The 15,764-nt window shown below is 61.2% G+C and carries 11 protein-coding genes and 1 pseudogene; 2 read left to right on the forward strand and 10 right to left on the reverse strand.

Annotated features, from left to right (window positions below; translation table 11 throughout):
- Positions 1-9: 9 nt before the first annotated feature.
- The gene (locus H1204_RS49910; RefSeq protein WP_346015831.1) at positions 10-2,898 is read right to left on the reverse strand and encodes a molybdopterin-dependent oxidoreductase; all 2,889 of its coding nucleotides are present in this window, start codon (positions 2,896-2,898) and stop codon (positions 10-12) included.
- On the opposite strand from H1204_RS49910, the gene H1204_RS52525 reads away from it, so the two are divergent.
- On the forward strand, positions 2,794-3,039 hold the full coding sequence (locus H1204_RS52525; RefSeq protein WP_243469159.1) for a hypothetical protein: 246 nt from the start codon (positions 2,794-2,796) through the stop codon (positions 3,037-3,039). The genes H1204_RS49910 and H1204_RS52525 overlap by 105 nt on opposite strands.
- Before the next feature lie 176 nt (positions 3,040-3,215).
- Here the strand turns inward: H1204_RS52525 and H1204_RS49915 are convergent, their stop codons facing one another.
- From H1204_RS49915 to H1204_RS49930, 4 genes and pseudogenes are all read right to left on the reverse strand, one after another.
- Complete coding sequence (locus tag H1204_RS49915; protein WP_243469160.1) at positions 3,216-3,956, reverse strand: OmpW family outer membrane protein; 741 nt, start codon at positions 3,954-3,956, stop codon at positions 3,216-3,218.
- 635 nt (positions 3,957-4,591) lie between these two features.
- Positions 4,592-6,567: pseudogene (locus tag H1204_RS49920) on the reverse strand (acyl-CoA synthetase).
- Entirely contained in the window at positions 6,564-7,520 is a 957-nt protein-coding gene (locus H1204_RS49925) for a fumarylacetoacetate hydrolase family protein (RefSeq protein WP_180736517.1), read from the reverse strand. The pseudogene H1204_RS49920 and the gene H1204_RS49925 overlap by 4 nt, the downstream one beginning before the upstream one ends.
- A gap of 34 nt (positions 7,521-7,554) precedes the next feature.
- Positions 7,555-8,625, reverse strand: coding sequence for a VOC family protein (locus tag H1204_RS49930; protein ID WP_180736518.1), 1,071 nt, complete (start codon positions 8,623-8,625; stop codon positions 7,555-7,557).
- A 439-nt stretch (positions 8,626-9,064) separates the two neighbouring features.
- Between H1204_RS49930 and H1204_RS49935 the strand changes: the two genes are divergently transcribed.
- Positions 9,065-9,820, forward strand: coding sequence for a TetR/AcrR family transcriptional regulator (locus H1204_RS49935; RefSeq protein ID WP_180736519.1), 756 nt, complete (start codon positions 9,065-9,067; stop codon positions 9,818-9,820).
- 164 nt (positions 9,821-9,984) lie between these two features.
- Here H1204_RS49935 and H1204_RS49940 read toward each other — a convergent pair whose 3' ends face one another.
- The 5 genes from H1204_RS49940 to H1204_RS49960 all read right to left on the reverse strand — a co-directional run bounded on the left by H1204_RS49940 (position 9,985) and on the right by H1204_RS49960 (position 15,762).
- Positions 9,985-10,299, reverse strand: coding sequence for a hypothetical protein (locus H1204_RS49940; RefSeq protein ID WP_180736520.1), 315 nt, complete (start codon positions 10,297-10,299; stop codon positions 9,985-9,987).
- Positions 10,300-10,378: 79 nt separating this feature from the next.
- Positions 10,379-11,113 carry a PqiC family protein gene (locus H1204_RS49945; protein ID WP_180736521.1) on the reverse strand — a complete coding sequence of 245 codons (735 nt, stop codon included), beginning with the start codon at positions 11,111-11,113 and terminating at the stop codon, positions 10,379-10,381.
- A complete protein-coding gene (locus tag H1204_RS49950; protein ID WP_180736522.1) occupies positions 11,110-12,705 on the reverse strand; it encodes an MlaD family protein in 1,596 nt (531 codons plus the stop codon). Before H1204_RS49950 ends, H1204_RS49945 begins: the two co-directional genes overlap by 4 nt.
- A gap of 67 nt (positions 12,706-12,772) precedes the next feature.
- Positions 12,773-14,107: a PqiA/YebS family transporter subunit gene (locus tag H1204_RS49955; RefSeq protein WP_180736523.1), complete on the reverse strand. Its 1,335-nt coding sequence runs from the start codon at positions 14,105-14,107 to the stop codon at positions 12,773-12,775.
- Positions 14,108-14,283: 176 nt separating this feature from the next.
- Complete coding sequence (locus tag H1204_RS49960) at positions 14,284-15,762, reverse strand: efflux transporter outer membrane subunit (protein WP_180736524.1); 1,479 nt, start codon at positions 15,760-15,762, stop codon at positions 14,284-14,286.
- Positions 15,763-15,764 lie beyond the last annotated feature (2 nt).

The raw sequence follows: 15,764 nt of genomic DNA on the forward strand, positions 1-15,764 counted from the left end.
GATTGCTCCTTACGCTGCGCGACCGAACAGGAACGTATCCGCGCCTTTCCACTTTTCAACCTGCACGAGGCATGAATTCGGACTCATGCTGCTCGTGCCCGCGGTTTGAGGCCGGTCAGGCGTCAGCATGTTCATGCAACCGCCGATTTCGACACGCTCACCGTCTACTTCGATAAGCTGGAATTCGGCGCTCGCCTCGTATGACTTGACCACACCTGCAGTGACCAGGGGCGACACGTCAGCCGCACAGATGACGGCGCCCCGGTCGTTGTAGACCTTGACGAGATCGCGATGGGCAATGCCCCGGGCCGTCGCGTCGGCGGGCCCGAGCCGCAGCAGCCAGAAGCGATGCCCCCCAATCAACGCGCGATGATCTTCGACGCTGTTGACCGACGAGTTCTTGCCATCGCAGTGGGTATGGAAGCTGTAGCGGCTGTGAGTCGCGATCAGTTGCAGCGGATAGCGCTGAGCCAGGTCCGAGCGCAGCCCTTCCCAGGACGGGATATACCGGTTCAGCGCAGGTCGCTCCGGGTTATCCGCAGTGTGCCGTTTCAGCAATTCCGGCACGAACTCGAGCTTGCCGCTTGGCGTCTGCAGGCCCATACCAAATTTTTCGGCGTACTGTGACGGCAGAGGATGGGGTTCCTGCAAGTCCTTGCGCCGGCCTTCCGCGAACCAGCGCATGTCCACCGGGTGGCGCAATTCCGGCTTTTCGGGCGGCACGACAAAATAGCCTTTGCGGCAGAACTGGCGCCACGAAATATGGTCCGGCAGATCGGACGAGTCGAACACCCGCTTGACCCAGTCGAGTTCGCCGCATCCCTCTGTGAACACGCCGCCCAGGCCGAGACGGGTCAGAATTGCCGTGAAGATGTCGTAATCGGAGCGGGATTCGCCCAAAGGCTCGATGCATTTATGCTGCAGCGTCACCATGCGATGATTGACGGTGCTGTAGCCATGGTGTGCGTAACCGCCCGAGTTGGACCACTCGCCAATGTCCCAACGCTCCAGCGACGTGCACGCCGGCAGGATGATGTCGGCGAACTGCGCCTCTCCCTCCATCCAGATCGACTGGTTGACCACGAATTCGATGCTCGCGTGGCGGTACGCGTCCGCCCAGCGGCCGGATTTGGTCACCGTGCTGAAGGAAGACCCTCCGTAGCGATAGATCATGTGGATCGGCGAATAACCCGGCATCGGGTAGCTGAACGGCGCGAACTGGGCTTCCTGCGACATGCCGTCCCAGAGGTAACCCGTCGCATGACCATTGATGATCGCATCCGGTAACTGCTGCCGCGGGACCATCTGCTTGACGGGATTCATGGTCAGGATGTGCGGCATGCGCTGATAGTTGTTCACCGCATTCGCGGTCCACGCGAGCTCGCCCGACACGCCACCGTCCGCGTAGCCGGGAAAGTAAAAATGCAGATCGTGCGGAACACCGATCTCGAGACAGCCGAAATTAATGCCCGGCTTACCCCAGCCCTGCATCGCCATCATCATGATCATGCAACGAGCCCATTGCGCTCCAGTCGCACCGCGCCCCGCCCCACCGAATCCCGCGCCCGTCATCCCAACGGCGAGATAGACCTTCTTTTTCCCCCACAGACGGGCGAGCGCTCGAACGTCTTTGGCGGGCACGCCCGTTTCCAGTTCCTGCCATTCGGGAGTCTTGGGCACGCCATCCGTTTTGCCCGTCAGATAGGCCTGCCACTCTTCAAACCCGGTCGTGCGGCTAGTAACGTATTCCTTGTCATACAGACCCTCCGTTACCCACACATACATGATGGCCGTGGCAAGTGCCGCATCGGTCTGCGGCCGTATCGGAACCCAGCGGCCGCCCAGTAGCTGCGCCGTCGGATTGCAGTGCGGATCGATATGGACGAACTCGATGCCCAGTTCCCTCGCCCACAGGCGCCGCGGCGTCCCCTCAAAGCCCGCATAGGCGCCGTTAGTGCTTTCCGGATCGCAGGACCAGAAAACGATCAAGTCTGCTTCTTTCAGGCAGTCCTCGATACCGCCATAGCCGGACGGCACGCCAACGCGCATCGAGTTGCCAAAGTGGTGCATGGCGCCCCAGTACCATCCTTCCCAGCTGTCCGGATTCGCGGCCACCCGCGTAAAGCCGATGAGGTTGGCAAAGCGCGTCAGCGCGCTGAGGTAGTAGCCGATATTGCCCCACTGGTGGTGCGACGACATTGGAAATGTAATGGAACCGGGACCGTGAACACGCTTTTGCCGGTTGATTTCTTTCGCGACGATGTCCAACGCCTCGCCCCAGCTGATCGGTACATAGCCGGACTTGCCGCGGTTCTGCGGATTGCGTTCCCCGTCAGGATCGAAATCGACCCGCTTCATGGGGTGAAGGATGCGCTTGTCCGAGTAGACAAGCGACTTGATCGACAGCGCGTGTGGCGCGACGAGGCCGCGCCGCGGCGGGCTGAAACGGCGCCCGCGCGCCTCGATTTCCCAGCTCGGCGCGTCCTTGCTGTCCAGATCGACAGGGGTCACACGAACGATGCGACCGTCCTTCACGTAGACGAACAGAGGCCCGCCGTTCGTGCAGGTCGTATAACGACGCGCGCCGTCCCGCATGGGCGTGCCCATCGGCAGGCCGACGGTTTGCATCATGCTTAGCGTTTGCATGAACCAGACCAGCAGCTCATCGTCGCCTTCGGTAACCACCTTAAAATTTTTCGCCGCATGGATGATCTCGGCGTGGTCTGGACTGGGAGAAAGGAATTTCAGGGCGGTGGCGACATCCTTGAAGAGCATGCGCACGTCGGGTTTCCGATGCCTGTCGGCGAGCGAGCGAATGCGACCGTTTTCGATCTGGACGAGGCGGCTGATGCTTTCATCCATGAGCCCGATCCACGCAATGAGATCGCGCTCCTTCAGACGATCGCGATACGCGGGAAAGCGACGGGCCGTCAGGTCGAGCGCTTTGGGCAACGCGAACAGGATGGTTCTAAGGACTTGTCTTTTCATTGTTCCACCCAAGATGAAGCATCGCTGCAAAACGATGGCATAAAACTATGATTGACCATTACGCCCGCGCGGTCGAACGCACGGGGGCAACGCATGGCTATCTCGGAGAGCGGGTGATCAGCGTCGCCCAAAAGGACGCTCTCGACCTCTTTGCTGTGCATTGAAACCTCTCGATTGGTTGCACGTCAGCCGCTATGGTCAGGTGCCGGAGACCGCTAGTTGAAGTGCTAAAAGGTATAGGCGACGTTCACAAAAACGTTGATGGGATTGATCCGGATCGTCGATCGGGAAACGATGTGCGTTCCATTTGCCGTCGTCCCGTCCAGGGTAAGGTGAGTCTTTAGCGGAACGTAACCGACAGCCGTTCCGACGGACCAGTGTTTTGTGATTGCGTAATTCACCCCGATCTCGAACACCGGATTCCAGGATGAGCTCAGTGACGCGTGCGCCGACCCGCCGGGACCAAGATTGTCGGTGACAAACTGGCTATTGGTCGTGCGGACCTGGGTGAACCACGTGTAGTTCACGCCGATGCCGACAAAAGGACGGAATTTCGACTGGGCCTCAAACAGGTGGTATCGAAGGACAATAGCGGGCGGCATCGGTCTCGTCGTCCCGAGGGTGCCGTATTTCCCGAGCGTGCCATCACCAACCAGATTCACTGTCAGGGGAAGTCCGATGAGTGTGGCAACGCCGATGTTGTCCGTGACGTAATACTCCGTGGTAATTCCCATCGTATCCGTGGACGTCGCGTGCGCCCCTGTACCGGGTATCTGCTGATTCACCGTCATTCCACCAACGCTTTCAACGGTGAGCGGGGTTGCACTACTCTGCGGCGCGACGTGAAGCCACCCTGTCGCCAGGGTAAAGCTTCCAGCCGTCTGAGAATTTGCGTTATCAGCAAGCGCGGCCGAGCCGAGACAAACCGCCAGCCGGACCGCGTGAACCTTTCTCCCGTAATTCCTCAAGTGTCTTCTCCTGTCTCGTTGGCTGAGCATTTGTTATCGTGTACACAGCTGTAACGATCCGGTATTGCCCGGATCCTGAGTTCGGCCTTCATATGTTCCGACCGTATCCCACGATCTGTCAGACTATTTATGTAGTAATACTTAATGTATGGATGTGAACTTTCACCGTCCACCCAATGCTTTCTATCCTCCGTGCAGCTTCGTGCCCTGAACCGAGAACGTCGAGTTACACGTCCCTTTGCCTTTCGTACAGTTGTGAGGTGTTTCCCGATCGCCCGGCACGTTAGTGAACGCGCATCGCCACGCGTTCAGCCTCAGGCGGGTACACGCACCACGAACCATCGCTGTGCCGGAAGAAAAACAGCCCGACCGGCCCTTTCGGCAAAACTAGCTCGATGTGCACAGCAGTCCCCTGATTCGACCGCACACGGCCAAAACGGGTAACCCTCACTGGCGTCTCCGAAGTTGGAGCAAGCCATTTTTCAACAAGCGACCGCAAAGACCTTTCTGATGCAATACCCATCTCGTTCCCCAACCATAATCCCCAGCCTCAAACCGATGACATAAAAAAGCCGGGCGTGAGCCGGGGACGCGTGCGCATGACTAAACACCCCGGATCTTTGCCATGGCTCATGTCACCCTGGCGCGCTATACTTTTTCGACGCTGAGATGCTGCCGACGTTGCTCTTCGAACTGTCCGCGACAGCGACTGAAAACGCGAACGGAAAGCGCCCAAGCGCGGATGCGGCCAATGATTCGAGCTGTGCGTCCTGAAGTTCGACTTTCAGTGAAATACCGCGCGAGCCGTCTTCGTTGATGCTAACGGTTGCGCCCTCGACACCGGCCGCCGCGAGTGCCGTCCGCACGGCGTCTTCCGTTTCGCGCCGTCTGAGCGCCGGCTTGAAAATCTTGCCGACGCCCGTCAGGGGCATCGCGTCGACGATTCGTATCCCCTTGGGAAACGCCGCACGCTCCCTGATCTCGTCATGCAGGAACTCCGCCAGTTCTGATTCGGATAACGTTATGCCGGGTTTTAGCTGAACATAGGCGACCGGCAGTTCGCCCGCGTGTATATCGGGGCGCCCTACCGCTGCGGCGATCTGGACCGCCGGATGGCGATGCAGTGCCTCTTCGATTGCCGCAGGGTCGATATTGTGTCCACCCCGGATAATCAGCTCCTTCTTACGGCCGGTGAGCCAGAAGTAACCGTCGGCATCGCAGCGTCCCAGGTCGCCCGTATCCAGCCAGCGCCCGCCGTCACCGGCTTCCAGCCAGATGCCGCTGTTCTGCTCCGGCTGAGCGTAGCCGGCAAACACGTTTGGGCCGGAGATTACCAGTTGCCCGACCTCATCTGCAACGCAATCCCGTACATACCTGCCGGTTTCATCGAGCACCACTGCTTTCATTGCCTGACCGGGCAAACGAAGACCAATCGAACCGACCCGGCGTTCGCCAAGTGGCGGATTAACACTGCTAACACAGGTGCCTTCCGTGAGGCCGTAGCCTTCAAGAATCCTTACTTCTGTACGTTCCTGGAACGTGCGAAGCAGTTCGACCGGCATCGGCGCGGCGCCGCACAGGCCATACTCGAGCGAGCTGATATCATGCCCGCCAACCGGAACGTCCAGCAGTGACCCGTAGAGCGTCGGCACACCGCTGAAGAAGTTGACGCGGTAATGCGCGACAATTTCCCAGAAGCGCTTTACCACGCCTTCGCCCCGATATCCTTGCGGTGTGCCTAGCACGACATGCGCACCACGTGAGAATGCCAACAGACCCGTTACCATCACGGCATTGACGTGAAAAAGCGGCAATCCGCAAAACATCGTTTTCCCCGGCCCGATGCTGTCGCCGAAGAACTGGCCCGCGTTCCATGCATTGGCCACCTCGTTGCCGTGCCGCCGCATCGCAATCTTTGGGAGGCCCGTGGTGCCGCCCGTGCAGAAACAGGACGATACATCATCGATGCCTATCCGACGCGTGCTGCCGAGCGCCGCGCCAGATTCACCTGCGATGGCGCTGTTGAAGTCGTGGATGTGGATCTGGGAAGGAACCGCGCTTCGCAAACGTTGAAGCATCCCGGCCGCAATCCGCTCTTCGCCCGGCATACGGTCAGCCAGATTGACGAGCACCAGATCCTTCAGGGTGGGAACCGTATGCAACACCGCTCGCACTTTTTGCCAAAGGTCAGTCCCAGCAAACGGCGCCAGTGTGACCAGCACACTGACTCCTGACGCGTTGAGCAGTTCGCCAATGGCTTCCGCTTCAAGTAGCGGATTGATCGCGCAGACAATTCCGGCCGCTTCACCGCCCCAGATCACGAAATGCGTCTCGGGAGGTTGGGCAGTACGTATGCGATGACCGAGTCGTGTTGCACGCCCAGTCGCGCAAACATGTTCGCGGTCCGCCTAATATCGTGCACGAGCTCGCTGTATGTCCAGCGCTCTGCGTTCCGGTAGTCGTTGGCCGTTGCAAAGAACGAGAGCGCCGGTGCCGATGGATCAATCGCCGCGCCCCGGCAGATCATCTCGTAAGTGCTCGTCGGCAGATCCGCCGCCAGTCCCTGCCTTTCGATGGCAAGAACATCGTCCATGCATGCGACGGCTTTCATGCGGCCTCTTCCACGACGACGTTACGTTGCACGCCCAGATTGATCGAGCGGTCATAGCTCGTGATAAACGCCTCCACGACGTCCCCCACCTGAAGGTACTGCGGCCTTTCCGCCTGCAACTGCAGGAATAGCCGCCATTTTTCCGCTTCAGGCAACTGCGCCGCGGCGCGTTGCTTTTCGGGTGACGGAATGCTCAGCGCACAGCCGGAGGGTGTTCCGGTCGCGAGCAGGTCCCCGGCGCGCAGGTCCTGTATGCGGGAAAGCTCCGTCAGGGTCTCGGCCGGCCCGTAGACAAGTCCCGCAGTGGAGTCGTTCTGACGGACGGTGCCGTTCACCGTCAGCGTCAGCACGAGCTCCTTCAACTTCGGAATGTCCTCTTTCTCAAGCAGGCAAAGATAGGGGCCCACCGGGCCAAACGTGCGATAGCTCTTGCCCTTGTAGAACTGCATCTGCGGAATCTGGATGTCGCGCGCGGAATAGTCGTTCACGATGACGGCACCCGCGATGTAGTCGTGCAGGTTCTCGTCGATGACCATTTCGCGCGATGTAACGTCGCGTTTGAGCACAAGACCGAGTTCAATTTCATAGTCAAGAAACCGCACTTCGTTCGGTTTCACAACGGTCGAGTCGGCCGGAACGATGCAGCTCGTTGCCTTGGTGAAGATCATGTTGAACTTCTTCACATCGGGGTCCATGCCGGATTCGATCATATGCTGGCGATAATTCGCGCCCTGACAGATGAACTGCTGATTGGCGGTCACGGGCGACAACCACCGCACTTCACGCTCGGGAATCCTCGGTCCATCCAGCACAAGCAGCCGTTCGACCGGATTGGCCTCGATGAACTCAGCGGTTGACCCGAACTCGCCCGGAATCCGCGTGATAGCGTTATCGGCTACTACGCCCCACTGCTCGCGGCCCTGGTGCAGGTAATGCAGAACGTGAACTGCCATTTGTCAATCTCCGGCTTCTAAGGATAGGGATGGTTCAGGCGAAAAGCTTCGCCAGCGTGCGCAGCTTGCTGAGCGTCAGGTCCGGGCTGCGGCGCAGGTTCTTGAAAAGCGCGACAAGGCTCGCGGGAGTGAACCTGGGCTTCGTGAAGCTGCGCGGCATTGTCGGCCCCCACTGGGCCATCGCCTCACGGCTCACGGCATGGATGCCCGTCGGCTCGTCGGACGTGAACAGATCGCCGTCGCAGTAGTGTTCGTGCTTGTCGCCCCACGGGTCCTGCCAGTAGTCGAAGATCTGGCTACCCAGGATATGTCGGCCAATGCCCCACGCGTGGGTCCATCCCTTGTCGCGAAGCACACGCTGGCCCATCCCAACTGCGTCCGCGTCAACGAGTTCGTAGGCGCTGTGGCTGTACGTCGCGACAAAACCCTGTGCAAGCGCAAGCGTGTGATGATCTGCCGGTCTGTCGCCGAGATCGAGACGCATGAACGCGACAACCGGCGAGCCGTCTGGAAGCACCTGCACGTCACTCGGGATAAACCCGAAATGGCGCGTATACCACGCACAGGTTTCCTGATAGTCGGCAAGTTCGAGCACGACGTGCCCCAGCCGGACGATCTCTGGCGCGCCCTCTGGGGGTCGCTGCGTACCGTTGATGCGGACGGTTGCGTCGACGGAATTGAACGACAACGGCAGTCGGTGCGGCAAGGCTGATGCGGGTGCCTGGCCCCAGATCGCATCGACACGAAAACCGGAAGGGTCCGTCAGTCGCACCACGTAGCCGCCGCCCGTTAGCACCGACCGTTCGACCTCCGACGCGCCAGGCAGCTTCGCGAGTGCATCGAGTTCTTCCCTGCTGGCGACCTGCAAGCCAAACCCGACAAACCGCGCTTTCGACGCCTTGCGCACGACATAACAAAAATGCGAGGCGCCCGTACCGCGAAGAAGCAGCAGCACCTCGCTTCTTGATACGGTTTCGAGTCCAAAGTCATTGAGAAAATGTTCGGCTTGCTCGAGGTCTGGCCGGTCAAATATCAGATAGCCCAGGGCGGTCGCTTTCGCCGTGGGATGGGGGTGACGGGCCGGTTGTGCAGTAGTCAGTTTCATGGCGGAAGGTAATCAGACGAATGCGATGGCCGATGCTGCTTCGAGCGCTGGCACGCTGGCACGATGAACCAGCGGCAGACGATGCTCTCGCGCAACAGGGTTCCCGACGGCACTGCGAAGACCTTGGGTATTTGCGCGGACGCGCCAGCAGCCTCTCACGTCACACCACGTGATGCGGTGAGTGCTCGCTGCCTTCCCCGCCGGCTCATACGCCGACGCGATAGGGATCGCGGGTCCTGATACCCGAATGGGCGGACAAATAGGGTGATGCCGGCCGGTCGGCCCGGCACCATTTCTGGTTGCTGTCTCCACAGTCACTCCATGTGTTTTAGTTAGACCGGCCCTCGGTGCCGTTGATGACATTAAACTCATCGCTGATCGTTTTGTCAATATAGACGTTCGAATCTATACTGTGGAAATGACCAGACCAGGATTCACCATGACAAACACGACAGATCGCCGGACCATCAAACGTTCCACGCGTGCGGCGCCCGCCGCCCCGGCTCCCGTTGTCGAAGAGCGGGAGCCCCGCGGTGCGCGCCGCAAGCGCGAGACGCGGGCCCGTCTGCTCGACGCCGCCCTTAGGCTGATGGCGGAAAAGGGCATGGAGGGCGTGGCGATCAACGAAATCACCGAGGCCGCCGACGTAGGCTTTGGCTCGTTCTACAACCACTTCGAATCGAAAGAAGCGATCTACGCGACGCTCGTCGATAACGTGTTTGAGGAATTCGCGAACATGCTCGATCGCCTTGCGGGCGGCATTACCGACCCCGCAGAGGTGGTCGCCGTCTCCGTGCGCCACACTGTCCTGCGTGCGCGGCACGACCCGGTGTGGGGGCGTTTTCTGATACGTGAAGGGTTTTCTGCGCGCGCGATGAGCCGCGGGCTGGGCCAGCGGCTGCTGCGCGATATCGGCAACGGCATTGCCGTGAAACGGTTCGTCGTTGCCGACCCGTTTATCGGATTTCTCGCAGTGGGTGGCACGGTCCTCTGTGCGATCGCCGCGGAACTGAACTTCGTCGCGCCAGGCGCGAGCGCAGCGGGCGTGCTGAAAGAACTCGGCTTCAGTGGCGAGCACTTCCCGGAGCGCACAGCAGCGATGTTGCTGCAAACGCTTGGGCTAAAGCGCGCTGAGGCGGAAAAGATTGCGGCGCGGCCACTGCCCGTCGTCGAGGAAGCCGTCGAGGAAAATTGAGGATCGCGAAACGAGCAACTGTTGTGATCACGCCCAGGCCGGACCGACGATGTGACTACCGCGTTCCTTCGTGGCGGCCGCCTGCCAGGCGTGGGGACTGATTGTCATCGGAAGGCGTCGGGACAGTATCGCCACGCGGGCCATTTGACCCGTGCCCGCCTTGCTCAATCGCCCCCCAGCGCAAGAATGCTTGCGATCAATTCCTGGTCCTCGTTGTCCAGCACTTCGCGGTGGAACCTCGAAAGATCGCGGAGCGCTGAACATACGAGCCGAACCGGATGCGGTGTCGACGGCAGAAGCGGCCAGGCATGTAGCAGATAGAGCAACGGTGTGATCTCGCGCCGCTCGCACCACCGGTCGAAGAGCAAAATACAGAGATCATCGACCTGCTTGCGCAAATGGGCGGCCCCATCGCTGACATCCGCGGCTCGTACCGCGGTAAAAAGGGACGCCATTTTGCTGTTGGAAGCTCTGTTCATTCCTGTCGATACAAATGGGCCTGTTTGCCTATCGAGCGAGCGGCGGAGGCCCGCGCCGACTGGGGACGGGCAACCGGACTCATTCCTCAAGGCGCGGAACCGCCCTGTCAGCGGCTGTTTGGGCACCGTCTGTCGCACGCGGGCAGGACAACGTCCTCTTCCCCGGTTTGCCCGAGGCCCGAGTGGGACTCGATGGACTATCTGGCGCGCTCGCGGCGAAGGCGCGTACGACTTTCGCTATCTGTGCAGCGACTACGCTTATCGCGCGGCGATGGCCGCCTACGATCGCCTGATATCCGTCAGACACGGGCTCGCTCACTACGCTGTGGCAAGTCAATGTCTCGACGTCCGCCGACGTGCGTACATTCCATACAACGTCAATCAGCACATGTGAACCGGGCCAGGATTCAAAGCGCTGAACATCGACGCCAACCTGATATACAGGAACGTCCTCACCACGGGCGACCGTCTTCGCGCCGGGCGCGCCGGCCTGTTGGCTCACGCCAGCAATCAGCGCATAGCGAATTTCGTCCGGTAGAGACGACGCCCACCGATCGTCCTCCAATACCTGCACCTGAGCCGCATTAGTCTGTACCACAAGCTCGCTTCTTGCGACAGCGGCCGGCACCTTCACCGGACGCACGTCGATACGATATGACGGACTCGCAGTGCTGCCCGTAATCGTCGGCAGTGCATCGGTGCCGAGCGTGTAAAAGCGCGTCGGCGGCGAAGCGCACGCCGTCAGGACGGCCAGACCCATGACGGTCACGGTCCGCACTACAGTGCGCCATGAACGGGATTGCCTCAGCATCATGGCCTGTCTCCTTTCTTGCCGAACAGCAACGCCTGGGGATGACGCTCCAGGTAATCGGCGAGCATATTCAGAGACTGCAGGGTACGCGTCAGTTGCTGCATGGCGTCCTGAACGTCCGACTGCATCGGCGCGGTCTGGCGCAGCGTCGATTCCGCAGTGCTGAAGGTCTTTTGTGCGGCAGCGAGCGTGTCGCGGGCTTGCGGTACGACCTCGGTGTCCATATGCCCGAACAGCCGGTTGGCGTTTTCAAGCGCGCCATTCAGGTTGGCGCCTATCCGGTCGAACGGCACCTGGTTCAGTTTCCTCGCGATGTCTGCTACCTGCACCTGAAGTTCGTCGAGCGTGTTCGGCACGGTCGGCAGTTCGATCGGGTTGCGGTGCACATCGACGCTCGCCCGGGGCGCTTTCGGGAACATGTCGAGCGCAACATACAACTGGCCCGTCAGCAGGTTGCCCGTCCGCAATTGCCCGCGCAGCCCTTCCGTCACCAGGTGCTGCAGCAGCTCGTGCCCACCAGGCGTGTCCGGCGCGGGTAGCGCCTCGCTGGAGCGCCGGCTGAGCCGGTCTGGATAAAGCGCCATCGACACCTTCATGCTGAAGCCCTTCTGTTTTTCGTTGTACTCGATACCGATGTCGGTCACCTGCCCGAGCGCGATCCCGCGAAGGTCGACGGGCGCGCCGACAGACAGTCCACGCAAAGACTGGTTGAATCGCATGATCACATTAAGCGACGGGCCGTCGGGCTCGCGCATGGCGTCCGACTCGTCCGCTGCAAGTCGAAACACCGCTTTGTCAGCTGCCGGCTGTCCGGAGTCCTGCCCCGCCGGAGACTGGAACGCCAGCCCTCCGACGACAACGGTCGCAAGTGATTGCGTATTGAGCTTCAGACCGTTGGAATCGAGACGCAGATCGACGCCGCTGGCATGCCACCACCGGGTATTGCTGGCGACGTATCCGTCGAACGGTGCATTGACGAAAACATTGACGACAACACCCGCACCGTGCGGATCGAGCGAGTAGCCAACCACCTGACCCACCTGGATGCGATGATAGAAGATAGGGGCGCCGATATCGATCGAGCCCAGCGATTCGCCTCGCAGCGTGTACTGATGCCCCGGCTGCCCCGTCGTGACAATGGGCGGATTCTCAAGGCCCAGAAACGCCGTTTGCCTTTCGGTCGAACGCCCAATATCCACGCCGATGTAGGCACCCGAGAGCAACGTACCGAGGCCGGAGATACCGTTGGCACCCACGCGCGGGCGCACCACCCAGAACCGCGCGCCTTGCGTCGCAAATTTCGCGGCGTCCTTGCTCAACTGCAGGCTTACGATCACGCGCCGCAAATCGCTCGACAGCTTGACGGCCTGCACCGAGCCGATCTCGACGTCCTTGTATTTGACCTTTGTCTTGCCTGCCTCCATGCCTTCCGCATTGTTGAAAGTGACAGTGACCACCGGTCCCTTTTCGGCAACGGATCTGGCCACAAGCGCCACCCCGATCAATGCGGAGATGAGCGGCACCAGCCAGATCAGGGATGGCAGCCAACGTTTGCGCGGCTTGAGTTCAGGACTGGAAAGATTGGATAGATGCATTGTTCAGAATTCTGTTTTCAGGATTTCCGGTGTGTTGTGGCGAAGGAAGCGGCCAGCGCTTCATCGTTCATCGTTGGGGGCGGATACGCGGTCCCGCGTTGTCCCAGATGAGACGCGGATCGAACTGGTGCGACGCGAGCATGGTGAGAACCACCACCGCTCCAAATGCGAGCGCGGCTGGGCCCGCAGTGATGACGGCAAAGGAGCCAAAGTGCACCAGTGTGACCGTCAGCGCGACGACGAAGACATCAAGCATCGACCATCGGCCAATACGCTCGACTATCCGGTACAGACCCGCCCTTTCCCGAGGCCGCCACCCGGAACCGCGGCGAGCGGCTACCGTGAGAAGCGTGAGCACCACCAGCTTGAGCATCGGCACGAGAACACTGGCGACAAAGACGACGACGGCAAGCGGCCAGTCTCCCGACGTCCAGAAGTACGCGACGCCCCCAAGGATCGTGTCGTCTTCCGAGCGGCCCAGCGTGGAGGCGTGCATGATGGGCAGCAGGTTCGCCGGAATATAGGCAAGCGCAGCGGCAAGAAGCAGACTGACCGTTCGCGTCAGGCTGTCCGGCCGGCGTTCGTGCAGCATGTGTCGGCATCGCGAGCAGCGCTGGTGCATCTGACGTTCGATACGGGTCTGAACGAGTCCACACGCATGACAGCCGACAAGCCCGGCGCGTTGTGCCGTGATAACAGGCGATGAACCGGCTTTGCGCGCTCGCAATGGCCGTGTAAAGTGCCCACTGCCCGTACTCAATCTCGACCAGCGAACGCCGGCCATTCGAGGAGACCTGATCTCGTCGCGGACAGCCCACAGCCCGCATGGGTCAAACGACGTGACAACCCCCAGCATGACGGTGAGCGCACCCAATGCGAACAGTCCCGGCCCCGGGATCACCTCTGCCATGCTCACCATCTTCACGATCGTCACCAGCACACCGAGCATGAACACCTCGACCATGCCCCACGGCCGCACAACCTGTATGAGGCGCAACATTGAATTGAAACGCGGCGGCAGTTTGCCCAGGCGAAGCGGCACCAGCAGATATAACAATGCGAGCAGTTCAATCAGCGGAAAAAGGATCGATGAGCAGAACACCATGGCCGCAACGACGCGCATGTTGCCCGACCATAAGGAGCGAACGGCGGCGAACAGCGTCGCCTCGGACATCATGCCGTTCGCGCGCATTTCGATCACGGGGAAAGTCTGCGTTATGCAGAAAGTGATAAGCGCGGCGAGCGTGACGGCGCAGATCCAGTCAAGCGGCAGGCCGGAACCAGGCAGCGCTGTCAGGCTCGCACCGCAGCGTGAACAGGCAGCGCGGCGCCCTCTGACATTCGAAGGCTTGCGAAGCAGCAGATCGCATTCGTGGCAGGCAATCAGTTTCTGATATTCCATACGGGATAAAGCGAAAATCCGGGCGCCATTCACACGGGCCCAAAGACCGCATTACGCGTTTCCGCAGCGGTGCGTCTGTCGATGTGCGTTCCAAACGCCTGTCGTCTGGTTCGGGCTGAATGGCGATGGCGATCGGATCCGGCCAGATCGCCATCGCCACTTTCAAAAACGGCCGGTTATTGCGTTGAAGTTGACATTGAAGTTGACGCGGCCTTCTGATCTGCGGGCAGTTCCCCCATCGCCTGGAACAGTGCCGCTGTGTCGCTCATGCGCTGGCTCGCTGCACGCACCGCGCCGATCTGCGCATTGAGATACCGGGACTCGCTGGCGTGCGTTGCCGCCGAAGGTAGCGAGCCCATGCGGTGCCGCGACGCCGTATCGTCGAATGCCGCGCGCGCCGCGTCCGCGGCCACTTCCGTCGAAGCGAGCGTCTGCGCATCGTTATCCAGCGCAGCGAGCGAATTTGCGACATCCTGGAATGCAGAGAGCACCGTCGACCTGTAGTGCAGCACGGCGGCGTCGTAGGCATCGATCGACGCGCGGCGCTGCGCGAACAGCGCACCGCCATGGAAGATCGGCTGCGACAACCCCGCGCCGATAGCCCACAGTCCGCCTGCGCCAGAGAGCACCGCCGGCCAGCTAAAGCCGCCACGGCCCATCGAGCCTGTGAGCGACAGGCTCGGAAAGAGTTGCGCCGTGGCGGCGCCCACGTCGGCGGCTGCGGCCTTGACGGCGGCGTCGGCTGCCTGGATGTCGGGGCGCGAGCGCAGCAGGTCCGACGGCACGGCAACGGGCACGTGCTCGGGCAGCGAGAGGCTGTCGAGGTCCGGCACGCCCGGTGCGTTGTCCGGCGTGCGGCCCATCAGCACCGCTAGCGCATGGACCGCAGACGCGCGTTGCTGACGCAGCGCCGGCAACGTCGCCGCGATGGCAGCCGCGTCCTGTTTCGACGCGAGCGCCTGCGCGCGCGAGACCGAGCCCAGCGCGTAGCGCTGCTGATCCTCGTTTGCAGCATCGCTGGACACCGCAACGAGACGTTCGGAGAGCGCGATCTGCCGGTCGAGCGCCGCCACATTGATCGCGGTACCGGCGATGTTCGCGGCAAGCGCACGTCGCGACGCCTCCAGTTCAAACGCCTGCACGTTCACACGGGCCGCGCTCGCCGAATTCATATACCGCGTCTGGCCGAACAGGTCGAACGTGTAATGCGCCAGCAGTTGCCCGGCAAAGAAGTTATATTGCACCTGCTCAGGGCCGAGTCCGGGCACGACGGGTGAACGCGCGCGCTCGACCTGCACGGCGCCGTCGATGGACGGCAGCGTCGATGCGCCGATCTGCGCACGCAGTTCCTCTTGTGCCGCCGCAAGGGTGCGCTGCGTCGCCGCGAGCGTCGGGCTGTTGCGCAAGCCTTCATCGACGAGGGCATCCAGCGCGTCGGAGCGGTACAGTCGCCACCATTGGGTGACGGGAGTCGCGCCGACATCAAATGTCTGCACCACACCACCCGCGGCCACCGTCTTCGACGGTTGCGCCTGGGCACCGTAATGCCCAGGCGACGGCATCGCTGGCGGCTCCCCGCTGGGCCCAAACGAGCACGCGGTCAAAGCGAGCGACGCAGCCGCGGCCATCACGGATGTCTTGTACGTAAAACTCATGA

The sequence above is a fragment of the Paraburkholderia sp. PGU19 genome (genome assembly GCF_013426915.1).
Lineage (GTDB): Bacteria > Pseudomonadota > Gammaproteobacteria > Burkholderiales > Burkholderiaceae > Paraburkholderia.